Consider the following 20,734-nt stretch of genomic DNA (forward strand, 5'->3'; position numbering starts at 1 on the left):
AGCACTGAACAACACGAAGGCAGGACCGCATGACAGTAGAGTACACCCGGCTTTCATCCGGGTTGACCGTCGTTACCCAGAACATGCCGCATATCGAGAGCGTCGCGATCGGAACCTGGATCAAGTCCGGTTCCCGCAACGAATTGCATGACGAGCATGGCATCGCCCACCTTCTGGAACACATGGCCTTCAAGGGCACCAAGCGCCGTACGGCGCGCCAGATCGCGGAAGAGATCGAAAATGTGGGGGGCGAGGTCAACGCCGCCACATCGACCGAAACCACGTCCTATTACTGCCGCGTTCTGAAAGACCATCTCCCTCTCGCCGTCGATATCCTTGCCGATATCCTGACCGGCTCCGCCTTCGATGAAGACGAGCTGGCGCGCGAAAAGAACGTGATCATGCAGGAGATCGGCGCGGCGAGCGACATGCCGGACGATGTCGTCTTCGACAATTTCGCCGGTGCCGCCTTCCGCGACCAGACCATCGGCCGCCCGATCCTCGGAACGCCGGACACCGTCATGGCCTTCACGCCCGATGACATCCGCCGCTACCTTGCCCGAAACTACACCACCGACCGCATCTTCATCGTCGCCACCGGCGCGGTCGACCATCAGGTGTTTGCGCGGATGGTCGAGGATCGTTTCGCGGCGCTTCCCCGCAAGCCCGAAACGCCGCCGCAGATGGAAACGGCGATCTATACCGGCGGCGAAGTGCGCGAGTTGCGCACGCTTTCGGATGCGCAGGTGATCCTTGGCTTCGAGGGCCCTGCCTATCACGCGCAGGACTTCTACTGCTCGCAGATCCTCGCCAATATCCTTGGCGGCGGCATGTCATCGCGTCTGTTTCAGGAAGTGCGCGAAATCCGTGGCCTCTGTTACTCAGTCTATGCCTTCCACTGGGGCTTTTCCGATTCCGGCGTGTTTGCCGTCCACGCGGCAACGGGCGGCGAGCAGCTTCCCGAACTGATGCCGGTGATCGTGGATGAGCTGCAGCGCGCCGCCGATCGGTTCGACGAAAGCGAGATCGAACGGGCGCGCCAGCAGATCAGGGCCCAGCTTCTGATGGGCCAGGAAAGCGCGTCGGCGCGCGCCGGACAGATCGCCCGCCAGGTGATGTTGTGGGGACGGCCGATCCCGAACGAGGAGATGATGCTTCGCATCGAGAACATCACCCCGAAACGCCTGACCGATCTTGCCGGACGCTGTTTCTACGATGCGCCTCCGACCCTTTCCGCCATCGGTCCGCTCGAGCACCTCGCCTCCCTGGAAGAGATCGCGGGCAGCCTTTCCTTCAATCAGAAGCAGGCGGTGAATGCTGGGCGGTAAGCCGACATGGCGCGAAAGCTCACGCGCCCCCGTCTCGAAGCCGCCGGAGTAGCCTGCGTGCTTGCGTTGCTGACTTCGCCGCGCGCGCGCCGGCGTCACAGGTTTGCGCTGCAATCGGCAAGCCACATGCTCCGGCTTCCGAGAGCATCGGATTACGGCGCCTGGCACAAGCTCAGAACCGAAAGCCGTGATTTTCTGCAGCCCTGGGAGCCCGTCTGGAGCGCCGAGGAGATGACGCGGAACAGCTTCCGCAAGCGTATAGAGCGCGTAAACCTGGAGTTCGACGCAGGGTCGAGTATCCAGCTTTTCATCTTCCAGAAAGATCCCGAGAGACTTATCGGCGGCATCACGATCGGCCTTATCCGCCGGGGCGTCGCGCAAATGTGCATGCTCGGATACTGGATGGGCGAACAATATGCGGGCAAAGGTCATATGTTCGCCGCACTTCAACTCGTAATTCGCTATATCTTCGATGAACTGAGGTTGCACCGCATCGAGGCCGCCTGTATCCCCACCAACATGCGCAGCGCTTCGCTGCTGCAAAAGGCCGGGTTCCGGAAGGAAGGGTACTTGCACAAATATCTGCGCATCAACGGCCAGTGGCAGGATCATCAGCTCTTCGCCCTGATCAAAGAAGAAGACGTCCGCAAAGGGAATTGAAGACCACCCATGCCAATCATTCCCTTCCGGTTCGGCCGACAGCTTCTGGCGCATCTTTTCGCATTCTTCGTCATGATCGCGTGTGCCCTTCCGGCCCTGGCGCTGGAACCGGTCGAGGTTTCGCGCGGCGATGTCGCTATCGATCTCACCAATCAGGTCGAGCTTTACCCCAACCAGGGGGAGAGCTTCCAGATTTCGACCGTTCCCGACACCAACGGCATCCGCCGCCGTATCGAGGTGCGCGCCAATGGTGGATCGCATAGCGGAGACTGGGCGGTTTTTTCGCTTGCCAACGTGTCCGACGAACAGCTTGACCGGCTGATCGTCGCACCGCATTTCCGGCTCGCCGATTCCGGTCTGTTCTGGCCGGATCTCGGATCGTCGCGGATCGAGGCGATCACGCCGAGCGAGGGCTTTGCGCTGACAAGGGTGAAGAGCGACGACGCCGACGTGTTTTCGATCACGCTCAATCCGGGCGCGGTGATCACCTTTGTTGCCGAGCTCAACACGGCCGAACTCCCGCAGCTCTACATGTGGGAGCCCGAGGCCTACAAGGACACCGAGAACGCCTTCACGCTCTATCACGGCGTGGTGCTGGGCATCGCTGGCCTTCTCGCCGTGTTCCTCAGCATCCTGTTCGTCGTCAAGGGCACCTCTGTGTTGCCGGCAACGGCAATGCTTGCCTGGTCGGTGCTGCTATATGTTGCGATCGATTTCAATTTCCTGAACCAGATCATACCGTTATCGGCAAGCGATCAACGAATATGGCGGGCAAGTGCGGACGTGGCGATCGCGTTCTCGCTGGTGGTGTTCCTGTTTACCTATCTCAATCTCGCCCGCTGGCATGCGCAGCTCGGCTACGGCATGGCGGCCTGGGGCGTGCTGCTGATGGCGCTGTTCGGCGTCGCGCTGTTCGACCCGTCGGCTGCTGCCGGCATTGCACGCGTCTCCTTCGCGGCAACCGTGATCGCCGGCATCGTGCTGATGCTCTATCTCAGCATAAGGCGCTATGACCGCGCCATCCTGCTGGTGCCGGCCTGGGCGCTGATCGTCGCCTGGCTGTTTGCCGCCTATATGACGATCACCGGCCGGATCGACAACGACATCGTCCAGCCCGCACTTGACGGCGGCATGGTGCTGATCGTGCTGCTGCTCGGCTTTACGGTGATCCAGCATTCGTTTGCGGGCGGCGTTTACCAGCCGGGGCTTTTCTCCGATCTCGAGCGCCAGGCACTTGCCTTCCTCGGAACGGACGCAACGGTCTGGGACTGGGATGTGGGCCGCGACAGGATCGTGACCGAACCCGATTTCGCACCCAAGCTCGGCCTCTCCCCCGGCGCGCTCAACGGTCCGGCGCGCACGTGGCTGCAATATCTGCATCCCGCCGACCGCGACCGGTTCCGCTCCACGCTCGACATGTTCCTCGAATGGCGTCGCGGGCGGCTGAAGCTGGAATTCCGGGTGCGCGCCAATGACGGCCACTATCATTTCATGATGATCCGCGCCCGGCCCGTGCTCAGCACGGACGGCGAGGTGATCCGCTGCGTCGGCACGCTCAGCGACCAGACCGACCAGAAGGTCTCGACCCAGCGCCTGCTGCAGGATGCGGTGATCGACAATCTGACCGGCCTGCCCAATCACACCATCCTGATCGACCGGCTGCAATCGCTGATCGCCATGTCCGAGGCGTCTCCCCATTTCCGCCCGACACTGATCGTCGCCGATATCGACCGGTTCAAGGAAATCAACGAGACGCTGGGCTTTGCCGCCGGCGACAACATCCTGATCGCGCTCACCCGCCGGATTCAGCGGCTGCTGAAGCCCGAGGACACGCTCTCGCGCATCTGGGGCACGAGTTTCGCCATCATCCTGCAATCGCAGCATGATGCCGATGCGGTGGCCGAATTCACCGACGCGCTGACGTCGGCGATCGACGTGCCGATCACCTTCGAAAACCGCGAGATCACGCTGACGGCAGCGATCGGCATCGCCTCCTGGCACAACGACCACGAGACCGCCGAAGCCTTCCTCGAGGATGCACGCCTCGCCATGTTGCGGGCCAAGCGCATGGGCGGCAATGCCGTGGAAACCTACCGCCCGGCGCTCAGAATGCTCGATGACGAGCGCAAGCAGATGCAAACCGATCTCGGCCGCGCAATCGACCGTCAGGAAATGGCGGTGCTCTATCGCCCGGTGGTCAAGTTCGAAGGCCAGAAGCTTGCCGGATTCCGCTGCATGCTGGCCTGGAAACATCCGCAGCGCGGCGATGTCAGCGCCGGCGAGATTTTCGAACTCAGCCGCGAAAACGGACGTGCGGCGGAGCTGACCCTCTACACCGCCCGGCAGGCGGCGAACGATCTTGCCTCCTGGCAGCAAGCCGCAGCCAATGTCCGCCCCTTCGTGATGATCGAACTCAACTGCAACGAGATGCTGCGCACCAGCACGCTGATCGAGCTGGAAAGCATCGTGCGCGAATCCGAGGCCGCGCCGCGCCAGTTCGTGTTCTCCATACCGGAAGATATCGTCCAGTCCGCGCCGGAACAGGCTAAGCTTGCGCTTCAGTATCTGCGCTCGATCGGCGCCGGCGTGACACTCTCCGGCTTCGGCAACGGCCATGGTTCGCTGACGCTCCTGAAGAACTTCCGGTTCGACGCGACCTATATCGACAGCCAGATCTTCAAGATCAGCCAGGAGCCGCAGACGGATATCATCCGGGCGTTCACCGAGCTTGGGGACAAGCTTGGCACCGCCATCGGGATTTCCGATCTGAGCAGCGAAAGCGATGCCACGGCCTTCATGGAATCAGGCTGCGCTTACGCCACCGGCCCGCTCTACGGCGCCGCCATTCCCTCATCCACTGCAGTCAGGCTGCTGCGCGAGATCTAGATGGTCTCTGCGTTTGCCGAGAACGCCGCCTGGGGCTGATACGCCAGCCCTGAAGGCGTGCGCGGGCCAAAGCGCGGGATGTCCGTGATAGGCAACGGGTTTCTCCCGACAAGCTGATCACCGCCGCCGGAAACTGAGGTGGCGTTCTTCCTGCTTGAAGAGGCAGAGTTCCAGAGCATCCGTCTATCGCAGGCCTCATCCGCGGCATGCTGCGGTCGATCCGAGTGACCCTGGAGCCGGGATGTTGTGTGACGGGGCTATTCTCAAGACGGCTGGCTCGTCAGGGCAGGCGGGTGACAAGGGGTCCAAGAGTGCAGGGCCTAGACTGCTGGCGGTCACATGAGCTTGCTCGCGCCGTGGCAACCCTGTTCGCCCTCACGGGCATCATCCTCTCACTCGGCCCGCGGCAAGACAGATATATGCACGGCATCAAGAAATGAAGGCTGCATCCACGTGCATGCTCACCGTCGATGCTCGGGGCAAGTCCGACGATGACGCCTCGGCAGGTGTCGGCATCAATCAACCCCCCTGAGGCTGTCACCTCTTCGAAAAAAAAGGCGGCCACATGGGCCGCCTTGTTACGTTCGACGCGCGCTATTACCGCAGTCTGCCAGCGGCATGGGCAAGCATGGTGTAGACCTTGCCGGTATCCGAGGTGAGGTAGGACTGAACCACGTTGCGGTCGCGGTTGTTGCGCATCACGTCGGAGAGCATCTTCTCGAAATCGGCGATGTAACGGTCGACCGAAGCGCGGAACTCGCGGTCGCCCTCATAGCGCGTCTTGATCTCGTCGAAGGAACGCTGGCCCTTCAGCGTATAGAGCCGGCGCGAGAAGATCTCGCGTTCGCCCTGCTGGTAGCGGCGCCAGAGATCGGCGGCGATGTCGTGGTCGACCGCGCGTGCGATATCCACCGAAAGGGCATTCAGCGTATCGGCGGCGGCGGGGCGGCGTTCGGCTGCCTTGCGGGTTTCGCTCTGGCCGGCTTCCTCGCGGGCGGCGGCACGCAGCAGGTCGCTGATCCAGCCTTCGCCGCCAGGCGCTGCCGCGCCGGGGGTGCGGGTGACGGCCTGACGCTGGGGCTGCACCGGTGCGGCTGCCGGCTTGCTGTCGATGGCGCCGTAGGGACGCTCGCTCGCAAAGCTGCCCGCGGACGGCGACGAGTAGGGCTGCAGGCTTTCATCCCGGCGCGGGGCCTCTGCGGGCGCTACTGCGGGGCGTGCGGGCGTGGCAAGCTGGCTGCGCGAGGAGGATACCAGCGTCGAGATGTCCTGCAGGGCACGGATCTGGTCTTCAACCGCCTTGCGCATGGCCTGCGCGCTTTCGCGGGCTTCTTCCGGCATGTCGTGAATGCTGCGCTTGACGGCCGAGCGGGTATCTTCCAGCTCGGCGCGGATCGTCGCTGCCGCCTGTTCGATCTCGCGCGTGGCGCCCGAGAAGCGCTTGGCGGCGTCCTCGACCGAACTGCGCATGGTGTCGCCGACGCGCTTCGACATGGCATCGGCCTCGCGGCCGGTTTCTTCCATGGTGGATGCGACCATCGCGGCGACAGCCTTCAGGCCGCGCTCGATTTCCTGAGACCGCTCGGCAAGGCCGCCGGAGAGAAGGCCCAGCGCTTCCTGGCGCTCGGTGAGCGTGTTGGCGAGATCCGACTGTGCGGAACCGATGAGGTTCGAGGCGCGGTCGAGAATGCCGGCATGGCTTTCGATCTGTTCGACGAGCGCCCGCACGGCTGAAAGCGATGCTGTTGCGCTGCCGTCGAGCGCGTCGACCTTGTTGCCGAGAAGCGTGCCCGCGGCCGACATCGAGGATGCGGTCCGTTCCGCCGTCTCGCTGATCCGGCTTGCGGTCTGGTTGAGATTTTCGTCGACAGAGGACAGGCTTTCGGCCGCCTGGTTGATGACGCCCGCGAGCAACTGATGGCTCTGGCCGAGATGGCGCACCAGTGCCTCAACATTGGAGGCAAGCGCATTGTTTTCCTCGCGCAGCTGACGGCTGGTCTCGTCGGCGGCCTGACGGATTTCCTCTGCGGCAAGCCGGCCGGTTTCGCCATAGCGGGCAATCAGCGGCTGTGCCTTTTCGTCGATCAGGGCGTTAAGCTCGGCCGTGCGACCGGCAAGCATCGAATTGAGGTCACGCGAACGCTCGTCGAGCGCTGCGGTGACGGCTTCGCTGCGGGCAGCAAGCGCGCGGTCGGCCGCCGCCATGACTTCCTGAAGCGAGGCGATCTGTGCGCCGAGATTATCGCGAAGGGCCGCAGCCCGCTCGGTCATGGTCTGCTCGCTCTCGCCCATCGACTGGGCAAGGGCGCCGGCGGCGTTGGTGATGCCGGCGTTGATCCGGTCGCTGCGCTCGGAAAGCAGGTTCTCCGCCTCGCTCATGGTGGAGCGGATGGTCTCGATCTGGCTGTCGATGCGTGCGCTGGTGGCCGAGAGCAGTTCGCTGATGCGGGCGCCATTGTCGGAGGCGCTGGCATTTGCGGCATAAGCCTGTTCTGCAAGCGAATCCTGAAGCGCGCGGGCGCGCTCGAAGATCGCGTTTGCCGAGTGCTCCATTCCGTCGCGGGCAGTGGCGACGCTGCTGGTGATCTGTTCGGCAAAGGCATTGCCGGCAGTCTCGAGCTTCTGGCGGGCTTCCTCGGCGTTGCGGCTCATGTCGCCTGCGGCTTCGGCGACCGTTTCGCGCAGACGCCCGGCAAGCTCGCCGGCACGGCGGTCCAGCGCGGTGTTGAGATTGCCGATCCCGTGGTCGAGCGCCTGTTCCAGGCGGCCGAACCGATCTTCGATCTGGCCTTGGCTGCCTTCCAGCGTTGCGGTGATCCGGCTGTTGCGGGCGTCCAGCGTCTCGGCAAGCCGGTCCGCAGCGCTCGCAGATGTGTTTTCGATGCCACGGGTCTTTTCGTCCAGCATGCCCGAAAGGCGCTCGTCGAATTGTCCGCTGATCATCGAGAATGCGTTTTCATGCGTCAGCATGGTTTCATGCAGGCGATCGGAAACGGTCTCGCCGGCCTGTTCTAGGCGCTTGGTGTTCGCGTCGAGCGTTTCGGCGATACGGGCGTTGATGCCTTCGGCTGCAGCGCCGATCCGGCCTGCGGCATCGTTTGCCGTCGCATCGAAAGCGGAACGCTGCTCGGCAAAGGTGTTTTCAAGGCGGGCGCGGGCTTCATTGCCCGAATTGTCGATGGCCGCCGCATGACCCGACAGCGTGGCGTCGAGGCGATTGCGCGCCTCTTCGGTCGTGCGTTCGATAGCGGAGGCATGACCGGAAAGCGTTGCGTTCAGGCGCTCATGCGCGTTTTCATTGGCACGCTCGAACGATGACGTGTGACCCGTCAACGTCGTATCGAGGCGGTTGCGTGCATCCTCGCTGGCGCGTTCGATGGCTGTGGCACGCTCGGAGAGCGTCGTGTCGATGCGCGCATGGGCGTCCTCGCTTGCCCGCTCCAAGGAGGAGGCATGGCCGGACAATGTCGTGTCGATCCGGTTGCGGGCCTCCTCGCTTGCGCGTTCGATTGCGGTGGCATGGCCCGACAATGTCGTGTCGAGACGGTTGCCGGCATCTTCTGCAAGCGATTCGATGCGCAGCGCACCCTTTTCGACCGCTTCGCCGTGGCGATTGAGCGTTTCGTTGAGTGCGCCGAAGGAGGTTTCGACACGGCCCGTCATGGTATCGGCAGAGCGAACGATCAGGCCCGCAGCGGTGGAGACCTTCTCGGCAATGGCGCCCGCAGAACCGCGCAGGCGGTCGTCCATAGAGACGCTTGCCTTTTCAATGGTGTCGAGCAGGGCTTCCTGACGGCCTTCAAGCGTCATTTCCAGAAGGCTGGTCGATGCAGCGATCGATGCGGAGATATTGGTGGTCTGATCCGTCAGCGTCTGGTTGACGTCGGCGGTTGCATCGGCAAAGGCGCGTCCGATCGCACCCGCATTGTCGCGCAGGCTGTCTTCCAGGCGGCTCTGACCATCCCGATAGGCATCGCGAATACCGGCTTCGCGGGCGGCGAAGGTTTCGGTGATCCGGCTGTCGATCTCGTTGACCTTGCTGTCAAGCGCACTGCTCTGGTTGGCAAGTGCGGACTGCAGCCGGCTCGCAACGCCCTCATAGGCGCCGGTGAGGTGGCTCTGGCCGGCCTCAAGCGCTGCCGTCAGACGGGCGGTATTGGCTTCGATGGTCTGGCCGAAGGTCTCTTCACTGGCCGAAAGCGTCGTCGCCATCATCAGGGCATGGTCATTGAAGCGCTCGTCAAGCTGTTCGGTGACACGGCCAAGCGTGGTTGCGATTCTGCTTTCGCCATTGCCCAGACCCTGGTCGAGGCGGGCGAAATGCTGGTCGAGACGCTCGGACGCGCTTTCGACGGCGCTTGCAAAGCGCGTTTCGCCTTGGCTCACAGTGCCGGAAATCCGTTCGGCATGGGTATCGAAGGCGTCGCGCAGCGAGGCTTCCGATGCGGAGAGCGTGTTGCGAAGCTGCGAGGAGGTTTCCTGCAGCCGGGAATCGAGGCGTTCGGTCGCGCCGGAAAGAGCTGCCGCAATGCCGGCCTCGCCGGTTCCGATGCGTTCCGCGAAGTGTTCCAGGCGGTTGCCGATTTCGCCGGTTGCCTGCTCAAGGGCAACGCCGAGACGGCCCTGGCCGGCGCTTAGCGTCTCTTCAAGGCGGCTGGAGTGGCTGTCGAGCGTCTGGCCAAGGCTTTCCTCGCTGGTCGAGAGCGCGGTGGCAAGCATGATCGTCTGCTCGTTCAGCGTATCGCTCAAGCGCTCGGAGGCTGCCGACAGCGATGCGGTAATACCGGTTTCGCTGTCGCCGATCTGCGCGTTGAAGCGGGCAAGGCGCTCTTCCAGCCTGTCGGCTGCGGTCTTGAGCGTTCCATCGAGCTGTTCTTCGCTGACGCGGATCGTGTCGCTGAACTTGCTGGCCTCGTTTTCCAGCGTCAGGCCGAACGTCGCCTGGCTCGCCGAGAGCGTGGCGGCGAGATCGAGCTGGTGCTCGTCGAGCGTTTCCTTCAGCCGCTGCGACGCGTTCTGGAATGTGGCCGCGATGCCGCTTTCGCTGTCGCCCACCTGGGTGTTGAAGCGCTCGAGCTGGGCGTCGAGACGTTCGGAGATGCCCGTCAGCGTGCCGCTCAGGCGTTCATTGCCGGTGCGCATGCTTTCTTCGACGCGGGCCGAATGGCTCTCAAGCGTCTGCGCCAGGCCTTCCTCGCTCATGGAAAGCGTGGTGGTGAGCATGATTGCCTGATCGTTCATGCGTTCGCCAAGGCGGTCGCCGGCATCCTTCAGCGAGGCGCTGATATTGGCTTCGCCGCTTGCGAGCTGCTCGTTCAGGCGGGCGAGATTGGTTTCGAGACGATTGCCGGCTGCATTGAAGGTCTGGTCGAGGCGGTCGTGCTCGGCGCCAATGGTCTGGCCGAGTTCGCGGCTGCGGAGTTCAAGCGTCTGGTCGAGCGCTTCGACGTTGGCGGAAAGCGCTGCGGCAAGGGCGTGGGTCTCGTCCGTCATGCGCTCCTGAAGGCGCTCCGACGCGGTCTCCAGCATGTTGCCGATGGTCGATTCGCTTTCGGAGAGCGAATGCGAGATCCGCTCGATGCCGCCATTGAGCCGGTCTTCAAGCGCATTGCCGCTGGAAACGAGGCTGCCGGTGAAGGTTTCGAGGCGGCCGTCGATGTCGTTGCCGAGACGGGTAAGCGTGGCTTCGAGTCGCTGGTCGACAGACTGGCTGCGCTCTTCGAACCGCTTGGCAGCTTCTTCGTTGGCATCGTTGATTTTGCTGGTGAAACGCGCTTCGGTCTCGGTGATGGTTTCCGTCAATCCGCCGACGACGCGTTCAAGCGCCGCATTCATCGCGCTCTCGCTTTCCTCGGCGACGCCGCGCAGGGTGGCTGTGCGTTCGGAGAGGATTTCCTCGAGCTTCGCCCCGCGCTCGCCAAGGGCGGCGGTCAGCTTCTCGGTGTCTTCATTCACTGCGCTGGCGCTGGCGTGGAAGTCGTTGATCAGCGTGCGGCCGCGCTCATCGAGACGCGACGACAGATCGCTGAAGCGATCGTCGAAGAGTTCGGTCAGCTGGCCGTAGCTGCGGTCGAATTCCTCGCGCAATGTGGTCGAGCGTTCTTCCAGCAGCTCGCCGAGCGACTGGGCGGCACTGCTGGTGCTCTCCGTCAGAACCGCTGCGCGGGTTTCCAGCATCTTGGCAACGCCGTCGCCGGCCGTGCCGACGGTCTGCGTCAGTTCGTTCATCACGGCCGCGATGTCGGCCTTCATCTGGTCGTTGGTGCCGAGCAGGGAGGTACGGATGCGGGCGGCGTGGTTGACCACGGCTTCGCGCTCGGACGAAAGCTCCTGCACGAGGTTGCGGATGCGCATCTCGTTTTCGGCATAGCTGCGTTCAAGCGCGTTGACTTCGGAATGAACGAGGTTTTCGAGCTCGGACGCACGCGCAATGGTGCGCTCGATGCCTTCATTCATGGCATAGACTTCGCGGCGCACGGCCTGGCTGACATTGCGCACCTGCTGGGCGGCGTTCTCGTCGGGATCCGAGAGCTTCAGAGCCACCTCGGCCATCGAGCGGGCAGCTTCCTGCATGTCGCGGGCGCGGGCCAGCATCAGGTTGAAGGCGTAGAACACGAAGATCGGGGCGACGGTCAGAGCTGCCGCCAGACCGATGCCGTCGATCGACAGGATATCGGAGAAGGAGCGGGCACGGAACAGTTCGCTGCCGAACGCGACCAGCGATCCGCCGATACCGAGCGCCAGCCAGCCGGCCGACATGATGGTGGAATTGCGCAGCGCCCTGACGGTCGACCTGCGCTCGAAGGCGCGCATCACGCGCTGGGTCGAGCCGATGCCGGGATCGTTGGCCGGGCGGAACTCAGGCGACTTAGGACGTGCAGCGGTAGCGCGCTCTGCCTGGGGCTTGGCAGGCGTCGTGCGCTCGGGCTGGGTCGTTGCGGCGCTGGCGCGTTCATGCCGCTGCGAGGGGGCGCTCAGCCGCGGCTTCTTTTTGTCTGCGCCGGCGGTTGGGCTCAATTCCTCGACATCGAGCGCAAGCGCATCTTCCAGCGCATGCAGTGCCTGATCGTCGAGCGAAGAGCCGCCAGTTTGGTTCGCCATGATACGCCTCTCAACACACAGGATCCGGCTTTGCATGGTCGCAAAACCCGGCCCGAATACTCATTTTCCATTCCCGGCCAGCAACAAGCGGCGCTTGTGAGGCCCGGAACATATTCGCGAAACAGCAGACATTTTCGTCTTCCGACGGTGCCTTATGGTGGTCCAAAAGGCCAGTAAACGCGGGCAAATGTCTTCTATTTCAAAGGATTATCCCCGCCTTTTAATCGCACATTCGTCAAACCCGCACAACATATCGAAAGCGAGCCAAGCGAGCGCCACCTTGGCCGACGGGGGGAGACACCGGTTTATGCCAGCAAAAACCGATCAAATTCCGACATTTAGCAAATATTAACCATAATGTGCCTTTTCTGAGGCTTACGCAAAACGGAAAGCACTGCGCCGCATCTTGGGGCATCGTATCGCCATATCGACGCCCGCGATATTGACTGCTTCTGCCTTATGGCCCACTTAGCGCAGGACGTTCTTCCGAAAAGACCAAGGCCCTCAAAAATGCTCAAACTGAAATTCATCGGCAATGACGATACGGTCTACGACCTTGACGTGCAGGATGGTTCCACGGTGATGGAGAATGCCGTGCGCAATGGCGTGCCCGGCATCGAAGCCGAATGCGGCGGTGCGTGCGCCTGCGCCACATGTCATGTCTATGTGGATGAAGCATGGACCGATAAGGTCGGCGAACCTGAGCCGATGGAAGAAGACATGCTCGACTTCGCAGTCGATGTCCGCGCCAATTCCAGGCTTTCCTGTCAGATCACCATGTCGGCCGAACTCGACGGCCTGACGGTGCGCGTACCTGACAGCCAGGCCTGACCGCTTCATCCGGGATCTGTCTTTTGGGGACGGGCAGGGCGACGCTCTGCCGGTTTCCTCTACGCCTTACTTGATCGCGCCGACCGTCATCGGGTCGCCCTTGCGCTGCAGCGTGAGGCTGATGACCGGAACGAAGCGCGTGCCGCCCTTGATGAGCAGGGTAATGTTGAGATCGTCTTCTCCGACGAGATTTGTCACGAGCGCGCCTTCCACCTTCTCCCGCTTCAGGCCGATCACCGCCGTCCGTTCTTCGATGGATCCGCCGGTGACGGCCAGGCCGTCGCCATCTTCTCCATCCAGAAACTGGCCGCGATAGCTGTTGCCGTCGCGGATGAAAACGGCCTTCATCGGATGCGAGAACAGGCCCGCGCGGCACTTGCCGTCCAGCGTGAATCCGGTTTCCTTGCCCGTCACCGGGGCGCCGTCCAGCATGCATTTGAAATGCGTGCCCTTCAACTTGCCTTCCATGATCTGGCCCGGTCCCGTCCATTTGCCGGCGACCTGGCGGAAGAACGCGTCATCGTCGGATTCCGCCGCGGCGGCGGCCGGTACGGTCGCGATGAGCGCGGCCGCGAGGAGGAGGGAGCGATAACGCATGACGGCTGTTCCGATACGCTGGACGGGATTCGGTACTCAGCCGCCATCATGCCGGCGAATGGTTAATCTTTCGTTCAGGCGCAATCATTGGTTGTGATGTCGACGCCTAGGGCTTCGAAAGGTCGCGTTTCTCGCCGGGCGCCAGGTCGCCGATGAAATCGCCCATGCCCGGACGCTTGAGGGCATGAAACGGCATCGGACGGCAGAGATCCATGGCGGCGATGCCGATGCGTGCCGTCATCAGGCCGTTGATCATTCCCTCGCCGAAGCGGGCTGAGAGCTTGGAGGCGAGACCGTGGCCCAGCACCTGCTGGATCAGGCTGTCGCCAACCGCGATCGAGCCCGTGACGGCAAGATGCGAGAGCACGTCGCGGATCAGGCGGAACATGCCGATGGAGCCGGGCCTACCGCCATAGAGTTCCGCCATGTTGCGGATCAGCCTGATCGATTCGTAGAACACGTAGAGAATGTCCACCGCCGCACGCGGGCTGATGGCGGTCACCACTGAGACGCGCTTGGAGGCGGAGAGGATCAGCGCCCGGGCCTTGAGGTCGAGCGGCGCCATCATCTCGCGCTCGCAGAACTCCACCAGTTGTGGTGCGTCAATCACCTCGTTTTCGAGCTCGGCAAGGCGCTTGCGACCGCGCGCCGTTTCCGGTTTTGCGGCCAGGAGTGCTGCAAGTTCGCGCGCGGCGAGGCGGGCAGCGCTGGCATCGCTTCCCGCATGGGCATCCGCCATCTTCAACTTGATATGCTGGATTGCGCCAAGCCGCATGATCGCGATGACTTCCCGTGCCGCGACCACCAGCGCTGCAAGCGCGCCGACGACGAAGGCGCCGAGCGCGAGCCATCCGAGCCAGGGTGCGCGGGCAAACAGCGCGCGCACGAGGTCATCGACCCAGAGCCCGATGGCAAGCGACAGCACGATGCCGAAGGCGATGCCGGCAAGCTTTGCGAACGAGAAGCCGCGCTTCTTCATCGTCGCCACCGGCGGCTCCAGTTCATCGGCGGCAATCTGCTCCGGATTGCCGAGGAACGGGTCCTCGTCATCGGGCGTCACATGGATGTCGGGCGCATCAAAATGGCGCGGTGGGCGGCGCTCTTCCGTCTCGCGCGGCGTCGGGGTTTCGATATCGAATACCGCCGGGCGGCGCGGCTTGTTGTCGTCAGCGCTCATGCCAGCCGGTCTCCGATCAGGAATTGCAGCGCCCGGTCGAGCCGGATATGGGGAATCGAGGGGCCACCTTCGCTCGCCTCAATGTCGATCTCCGGCGGGCGGAACCGGACGGCATTGATGTCGGCAAGACCTTCCGGTAGGTCGCCGCCGCGTTTCAGCATTCGGAAAAAGGCTTCCGGATTGGCGGGAAGGTCGCCAGGGAAGATCGCCGTTTTCTTATTTCCGTCAAAGGTTTCGCCGCCGATCTTCTCACCCTTTATCGGGGTGCCGACGATGACGGGGAGAATATGCGCGCCCGATTCGACGGTCGCCTCCCGCGTTGCCCTCACGGAGGCGAGAGCCATCACATCGATGCCGGCTCCGGAAATGCCGATCGTCCTGATCGCATCGTTGACGAGCCTTCGCGTCAGCTTTTCAAGCCGGTCATGGCTTTCATGATGCAGGTGGTCGGCCTTGGTGGCGGCAATCAGCACGCGATCGATCCGCCGGCGCGCGAGCGAGGAAAGCCAGGAATTCCGGCCGGGCCGGAAGCAGGCCAGCACCTCCGACAGCGCCCGCTCCAGATCGGCGATCGCATCCGGGCCTCGGCTCAGCGCCTGCAGCGTATCGACCAGCACCACCTGGCGGTCGAGGCGGGCGAAGTGATTGCGGAAGAAGGGTTTCACCACATGGGATTTGTAGGCCTCGTAGCGCCGCTCCATCTGGGCAGCGATCGATCCGCGCCGGTAGCTTTGGTCTAAAAGGCCTGGAAGCGGGGCGAAGGTGAGCGCAGGCGAACCCTCGAGGTCGCCGGGCATCAAGAACCTGCCGGGCGGCAGCGTGGAGAGCGAATGCTCATCAGCCCTGCAGGCGGTGAGGTAGGCGGCAAAGCTCTCGTGAAGCGCCTTCAGCGTCTTCTCGTCGGCTGGGGCATTGTAGTCGAGCGCGCCCGCAAGCTTCAGCCAGTCTGCGGCAAGCTCTGCCCTGGCGCCGGTCTGCGCCCGCGCCTCCGTCTCCTTGCTGAAGGTTTTGAAATCCTGGCCGAGAAGCGGCAGGTCAAGCAGCCATTCTCCAGGATAATCAACGATATCGATCGCAATCTTGCCACGCGAGAACATGCGGTTCCAGCGGCTTGCGCTCTGGTAGTGCAGGGTCAGGCGCAGCTCGGAAACGGCCCTGGTCGAATCAGGCCAGATGCGCTCATCCACCAGCCGGTCGATATGGGTTTCGTAGTCGAAGCGCGGGATCTGGTCATCCGGCTGGTCTTCGAGGCGAATATCGGAAATCCGGCCGGATCGCATCGCTTCGAAGAAGGGCAGGCGGCCATTGTGGAGGAGGTTATGGACGAGCGAGGCGATGAACACCGTCTTGCCGGCGCGCGACAGGCCGGTGACACCGAGCCGCAATGTCGGCTGAACAAGGTCCGAAGCGCGATCCTTGATGTTGTCGAGCGTTAGTCTGGCATTGTCGCCAAGGGACGTATGGATCGGCGTCAAGATCGGCTTCCTTTCGCGGGGTCTTACCCGCAATATAGGCAGGCCGCAGCAAGGTTCAAAGCATCCGGCGAAGCTCAACTCGGCGAAAGGAAAGCCGCGAGGTTCCATTGCGGCCGGTCCGCGCCTGCACAGTCGCCCGCGTGGTCAAGCACGGCCAGGCCCGATGTCGGGTAGCCATATGGGCAGGCGCGGTTGAAGGCATCGGATCCCACCAGCATCAGAAGCGTTTCCTCGATGCCGGGATTGTGGCCGCAGACCATCACCGTGCGGGCATCGGCATTGTCGGCGAGCGCTTCCAGATAGGTGACCGGCGCCGCCTGATAGAAATCGTCGACGAAACGGCAGGTGGGCGCGCGTCCGAGCGCACGGTAGGCGGCGTCCGCCGTCTGCCGGCAGCGCATCGCCGAAGACGACAGAATCAGTTCCGGAACGTAACCGTTTGCCTTCATCTGCGCGCCAAGTTCGGCGGCGTCGTCAACGCCTCGCTTCGACAGCGGACGGTCGTAATCGCGCATTGTAGGCTCGGGCCAGACGGCCTGGGCGTGGCGCAAAAGATAGATCCGGTCGGGGTGCGGGTTGATGGTCGACATTCTCGATCTCAAAGCGGCATGAAGCGGTTGCGAAGGCGCGATGGCTGCGCTGACATTCAAAATTCGACCATGTCTTTACCATGATTTTTTGACAAGACCTCACCCTTTTTTGCGCGGAGATGTCCGACTGGCAGATGAAGATCCGGGGCCGGTGTGGCCGTCGGACAAGAGCGGTTTCGCCGTGCGCCGATGCACGCGATACGCGGATTGCGGCTGTGCGACGATTTGAGGCAGGGCCTAAATTTTCAACAGTTTTTTACATGCTTAAAATTGAAGCAAAGGCTTGAACTTTCGCGTTTGATTGGGATATACACCGCCCGTGGGGTGTTGTTCAGGAGAATGGCTTTGAACAAGAACATTGATCTTAGTAGCTATGTTCTCTCCGATAATGAAGAGTTCATGAATCCCAACCAGCGAGCGTATTTCCGTGCCAAGCTGATCGGCTGGAAAAACGATATTTTGCGTGAGGCCCGCGAAACGCTCGAAAACCTGGCTGCCGAAAGTGCCAACCATCCCGATCTCGCCGATCGGGCTTCCTCTGAAACCGACCGTTCCATCGAGCTTCGCGCCCGTGATCGCCAGCGCAAGCTGATCTCCAAGATCGACGCAGCGCTGCGCCGGATCGATGATGGGACCTATGGTTACTGCGAGGAAACGGGTGAGCCGATCGGTCTTCGCCGGCTCGATGCGCGGCCGATCGCCACGCTGTCGATCGAGGCGCAGGAACGCCACGAGCGGCGCGAGAAAGTCTACCGCGACGAATAGCAGGACACATCAAAAGGCCGCGCCCGAGGACGCGGCCTTTTGATTCGCAGGATTGCCTGGGTCGGGTCGCCGAGCCTGATCACTTTGCGTCGGCGGGTTGCCCGGCTGATGTGTCTGTCGCTTTTTCCGCAGCGCTTTCAACCGGCTTCGCCACAGGCTGCGGGCGCGCTGCGCCGGTAGGCGCCGGGATGCGGGTCTCGAGCAGGATGTCGTTCGGCCCGCCAATCATCACCAGATGTTCCATGTTGTCGCGCCTGATCAGAACCACGCGCCTGCGCGTGTCGACGGCTGCGGCATCGACCACGAAGAGCCGCGGCTTGCGGTTCTTGCCGCCCTTGATGAAGGGGGATGGCGGGCGATTGTGCATTAATATCCAGATGCCAACAATGATCAGAATGATCAACCCGATCCAGATCAGCGGGAAGCCAAAGATCACACTGCTGAAGTCCATATCGCCCATCCTAAGCCTTTCAGATTCGTGAAAACGTTACGGCGCACCCTGCCGCAAACCTAGCATGGCTTGAAGTTTGAAATCCCGCCTTTTTTAGGGATATCACCAGAACCGCCCGGCAAGGCCCGGCAAACCCGGCGGCAATACCCAAAATTAAGCATTTGTCGCTATATTTGCTTGCGAAATTGGCCGATCCTGTTGCATCGGGCACGAACGATCCATCCGCGGCACGCGCCGGGGCGACGACGAGGTTTCCATGACATCAGGGCAAAACGGCGACACGGGGGGTGAAACCACCATGAAGCGCGGCTTCGGCGCCGGCATCATTTCAAGATTGGCGCTGGTGCTTCTGATCCTGGCGACGATCGTGGCGCTCGCCTATCAGTATCGCGGCTACCTGCCCGGCGATCTGCTGATGGCGATCCTCGGCCTCTTTGCCGTGCTTGGCGTGTTCTTCGTGCTCTCGGCGTTGATGGGGCTGGTGGAGATTTTCCCGACCGGCCGCCAGAACATGTTTGCCCGCCCGTTCCTCGACCAGTATCCCGAGGCCGTCGTGATCACCGATCACCGTGGGCGGCTGGTCTATGCCAATGCCGCCTATGGCAGGCTGACGGGTGCGAGCGATCCCTCGACGCTCGAGGAACTTCTGTCCGAAGAGCCCGAAAGCTCCGAAGTGCTTTACCGTCTCAGCCAGTCTGTCCGTGCCGGACGTGACGGCCAGGAAGAGTTCCGTCTGGCAAAGCCGCTTTCGGCCGGCGAGGGGCCGCGATGGTACCGCGTCAAGGCGCGCTTCTTCCCGGTTGCCGACAGCCGCGCCCATACCCGCAATTACCATATCTGGCAGATATCCGACATTACCGAGGAGCGTCAGGAGCAGGAGCGCTATTTCCGCGAGTTGCAAAAGGCGATCGACTATCTCGATCACGCCCCCGTCGGTTTCCTCGCCGCTGATGGCGACGACAAGGTGCGCTACATGAATGCGACGCTGGCCGCCTGGCTCGGCGTCGATCTCGCCTCCTTCGTGCCGGGGCGGATCTCGCTCTCCGATCTCGCGACCGGTGAAGGCATGCTGCTGCTTGCAGGCCTTGATCCCGCGCCCGGAGAACGGGTGAGCGAGCGGGTCGAGGTTAATCTGCGCCAGGCCTCCGGCCACACCATGCCGGTCGTGATGCTGCATGAGGCCCTGGGCGGCCGCGACGGGCAGCAGGGCGAAAGCCGCGCCGTCATCGTGCGGCGTGAGGCCGGCGAGGGCGCCCCGGACGTCGCGCAGGGCCGGTTCTTCGACGACACGCCGATGGCGATTGCTACCGTCGATCGCGACGGCCGGCTGATCAACACCAATACCCGGTTCCTGACGATGTTTGCCGATCTGGTGCGCCGCGAGGACATCGGTGCCGGCGCCCGCGTCGGCGGCCTGATCGATGCAACCGACCGGGCGCGGCTCGAGGATGCGCTCGCAGCCGCCGGCGAAGGCAAGAGCGATATCGCACCCTTCGAAGCCCGCCACTTCCGCGACGACAGCCGCCATTTCCGTTTCTTCGTCCATGCGGCCAATGGTTCGGCGCCGGAGGCGCAGGCGCTGGTCTATGCGATCGAGATCAGCGAGCAGAAGGCGCTGGAAGCCCAGATGGCCCGCACCCAGAAGCTCAATGCGGTGGGCACGCTTGCAGGCGGCATCGCCCATGACTTCAACAATGTGCTGACGGCGATCCTGCTATCGGCCGACCACCTGCTGCTGCAGTCGCGCGCCGCCGATCCCGAATTCGCCGATCTGGTGGAGATCAAGCGCAATGCCAACCGCGCCTCGGGCCTCGTGCGGCAATTGCTGGCCTTCTCGCGCCAGCAGACCATGCGGCCGGAAGTGGTGGATCTCAACGACGTCATCGGCGACAACCGGATGATGATCGAGCGGCTGACCGGCGGCTCCGATGTGCGGCTGACGACCGATTTCGCCCGCAATCTGTGGCCGGTGAAAACTGATCCCGGCCAGTTCGGGCAGGTGATCACCAATCTTTCGGTCAACGCCCGCGATGCCATGCCCAATGGCGGCACGCTGACGGTGACGACGCGCAACGTGCCTGCCTCCGAAGTCGCAAGCCTCGGACTGCGCGAGGTGCCGGAAAACGACTTCGTCATGGTCGAGGTCGCCGACACCGGAACCGGCATTCCGCCGGAAGTGCTCGACAAGATCTTCGAACCCTTCTTCACCACCAAGGATGTCGGCAAGGGCACCGGGCTTGGCCTTGCGATGGTCTACGGCATCGTCACCCAGTCCGGCGGCTATCTGACCGCCGTCTCGGAAGTCGGCAAGGGCACGCGCTTCATCATCCTCCTGCCGCGCCACGCGCGCTCGGCCGCCGAAACGCTGACGACGCCGAAGGATCATAAGGGCCAGCCGATCGTGGGCGCCTTTTCGGAAGGCAATGAAAGCGACAATGACGCGCCGGCAGAGGAAGACCTCACCGGCCAGTCCGCCGTCGTCCTGCTGGTGGAAGACGAGGATGCGGTTCGCCGCTCCGGCAAGCGGATGCTGGAAATGCGCGGCTTCACCGTGCATGAGGCCGACACCGGCGTCCACGCGCTCAACATCCTCGAAAAGCTCGGCGGCGCGGTCGACATCGTCGTCTCCGACGTGGTGATGCCGGAAATGGACGGGCCGACGCTGCTGCGCGAGGCCCGCAAGCAATATCCCGAGCTGAAATTCATCTTCGTCTCCGGCTACGCCGACGACGCCTTCGCCAAGAACCTCCCCGAAGACGCCAAATTCGGCTTCCTCCCGAAGCCGTATAATCTGAAGCAGCTTGTGGCGGCTGTGTGGGAGATGTTGCGGGAGGGGTGAGGTTTTTTTGGGGGCGGCCCTGGAATGTCGTGTG

12 protein-coding genes are annotated in these 20,734 nt (G+C 62.9%); 6 read left to right on the forward strand and 6 right to left on the reverse strand.

Annotated features, from left to right (window positions below; genetic code table 11):
* The first annotated feature begins 29 nt into the window (after nucleotides 1–29).
* The 3 genes from HPQ62_RS07570 (at nucleotide 30) to HPQ62_RS07580 (ending at nucleotide 4,874) form a co-directional block, all read left to right on the forward strand.
* Nucleotides 30–1,328, forward strand: a complete 1,299-nt coding sequence (locus HPQ62_RS07570) for a M16 family metallopeptidase (RefSeq protein WP_174801900.1) — start codon at nucleotides 30–32, stop codon at nucleotides 1,326–1,328.
* Nucleotides 1,329–1,454: 126 nt separating this feature from the next.
* Complete coding sequence (locus HPQ62_RS07575; protein ID WP_244629606.1) at nucleotides 1,455–1,988, forward strand: GNAT family N-acetyltransferase; 534 nt, start codon at nucleotides 1,455–1,457, stop codon at nucleotides 1,986–1,988.
* Nucleotides 1,989–1,997: 9 nt separating this feature from the next.
* Entirely contained in the window at nucleotides 1,998–4,874 is a 2,877-nt protein-coding gene (locus HPQ62_RS07580; RefSeq protein WP_174801902.1) for an EAL domain-containing protein, read from the forward strand.
* Between the two features lie 597 nt (nucleotides 4,875–5,471).
* Here the strand turns inward: HPQ62_RS07580 and HPQ62_RS07585 are convergent.
* Nucleotides 5,472–11,975 carry an apolipoprotein A-IV repeat region-like domain-containing protein gene (locus HPQ62_RS07585; RefSeq protein ID WP_174801903.1) on the reverse strand — a complete coding sequence of 2,168 codons (6,504 nt, stop codon included), beginning with the start codon at nucleotides 11,973–11,975 and terminating at the stop codon, nucleotides 5,472–5,474.
* Between the two features lie 510 nt (nucleotides 11,976–12,485).
* On the opposite strand from HPQ62_RS07585, the gene HPQ62_RS07590 reads away from it, so the two are divergent.
* The gene (locus HPQ62_RS07590; RefSeq protein ID WP_174801904.1) at nucleotides 12,486–12,806 is read left to right on the forward strand and encodes a 2Fe-2S iron-sulfur cluster-binding protein; all 321 of its coding nucleotides are present in this window, start codon (nucleotides 12,486–12,488) and stop codon (nucleotides 12,804–12,806) included.
* A 66-nt stretch (nucleotides 12,807–12,872) separates the two neighbouring features.
* On the opposite strand, the gene HPQ62_RS07595 is transcribed toward HPQ62_RS07590, so the two are convergent.
* The 4 genes from HPQ62_RS07595 to HPQ62_RS07610 all read right to left on the reverse strand — a co-directional run bounded on the left by HPQ62_RS07595 (nucleotide 12,873) and on the right by HPQ62_RS07610 (nucleotide 16,645).
* Nucleotides 12,873–13,403 (reverse strand): hypothetical protein, encoded by a 531-nt coding sequence (locus HPQ62_RS07595; protein ID WP_174801905.1) that lies wholly within the window; start codon nucleotides 13,401–13,403, stop codon nucleotides 12,873–12,875.
* A 106-nt stretch (nucleotides 13,404–13,509) separates the two neighbouring features.
* Nucleotides 13,510–14,580 (reverse strand): YcjF family protein, encoded by a 1,071-nt coding sequence (locus tag HPQ62_RS07600; protein WP_174801906.1) that lies wholly within the window; start codon nucleotides 14,578–14,580, stop codon nucleotides 13,510–13,512.
* Nucleotides 14,577–16,055 carry a YcjX family GTP-binding protein gene (locus HPQ62_RS07605; protein ID WP_174801907.1) on the reverse strand — a complete coding sequence of 493 codons (1,479 nt, stop codon included), beginning with the start codon at nucleotides 16,053–16,055 and terminating at the stop codon, nucleotides 14,577–14,579. The genes HPQ62_RS07600 and HPQ62_RS07605 overlap by 4 nt, the downstream gene beginning before the upstream one ends.
* A gap of 74 nt (nucleotides 16,056–16,129) precedes the next feature.
* Nucleotides 16,130–16,645, reverse strand: a complete 516-nt coding sequence (locus tag HPQ62_RS07610) for a SixA phosphatase family protein (RefSeq protein ID WP_174801908.1) — start codon at nucleotides 16,643–16,645, stop codon at nucleotides 16,130–16,132.
* Between the two features lie 345 nt (nucleotides 16,646–16,990).
* Between HPQ62_RS07610 and dksA the strand changes: the two genes are divergently transcribed.
* Nucleotides 16,991–17,410, forward strand: a complete 420-nt coding sequence (gene dksA, locus HPQ62_RS07615; protein ID WP_174801909.1) for an RNA polymerase-binding protein DksA — start codon at nucleotides 16,991–16,993, stop codon at nucleotides 17,408–17,410.
* Between the two features lie 79 nt (nucleotides 17,411–17,489).
* Here the strand turns inward: dksA and HPQ62_RS07620 are convergent, their stop codons facing one another.
* Nucleotides 17,490–17,861, reverse strand: coding sequence for a flagellar biosynthetic protein FliO (locus tag HPQ62_RS07620; protein ID WP_425312607.1), 372 nt, complete (start codon nucleotides 17,859–17,861; stop codon nucleotides 17,490–17,492).
* Nucleotides 17,862–18,117: 256 nt separating this feature from the next.
* Between HPQ62_RS07620 and cckA the strand changes: the two genes are divergently transcribed.
* Complete coding sequence (gene cckA, locus HPQ62_RS07625) at nucleotides 18,118–20,700, forward strand: cell cycle histidine kinase CckA (protein ID WP_174801911.1); 2,583 nt, start codon at nucleotides 18,118–18,120, stop codon at nucleotides 20,698–20,700.
* Nucleotides 20,701–20,734: the final 34 nt, after the last annotated feature.

It is taken from the genome of Martelella limonii (assembly GCF_013344475.1).
Classification (GTDB): domain Bacteria; phylum Pseudomonadota; class Alphaproteobacteria; order Rhizobiales; family Rhizobiaceae; genus Martelella; species Martelella limonii.

Coding starts and splice junctions, on each gene's coding strand:
- HPQ62_RS07570 (WP_174801900.1), top strand. CDS start 30: ATGACAGTAGAGTACACCCGGCTTTCATCCGGGTTGACCGTCGTTACC.
- HPQ62_RS07575 (WP_244629606.1), top strand. CDS start 1,455: ATGCTCCGGCTTCCGAGAGCATCGGATTACGGCGCCTGGCACAAGCTC.
- HPQ62_RS07580 (WP_174801902.1), top strand. CDS start 1,998: ATGCCAATCATTCCCTTCCGGTTCGGCCGACAGCTTCTGGCGCATCTT.
- HPQ62_RS07585 (WP_174801903.1), bottom strand. CDS start 11,975: ATGGCGAACCAAACTGGCGGCTCTTCGCTCGACGATCAGGCACTGCAT.
- HPQ62_RS07590 (WP_174801904.1), top strand. CDS start 12,486: ATGCTCAAACTGAAATTCATCGGCAATGACGATACGGTCTACGACCTT.
- HPQ62_RS07595 (WP_174801905.1), bottom strand. CDS start 13,403: ATGCGTTATCGCTCCCTCCTCCTCGCGGCCGCGCTCATCGCGACCGTA.
- HPQ62_RS07600 (WP_174801906.1), bottom strand. CDS start 14,580: ATGAGCGCTGACGACAACAAGCCGCGCCGCCCGGCGGTATTCGATATC.
- HPQ62_RS07610 (WP_174801908.1), bottom strand. CDS start 16,645: ATGTCGACCATCAACCCGCACCCCGACCGGATCTATCTTTTGCGCCAC.
- HPQ62_RS07620 (WP_425312607.1), bottom strand. CDS start 17,861: ATGGACTTCAGCAGTGTGATCTTTGGCTTCCCGCTGATCTGGATCGGG.
- cckA (WP_174801911.1), top strand. CDS start 18,118: ATGACATCAGGGCAAAACGGCGACACGGGGGGTGAAACCACCATGAAG.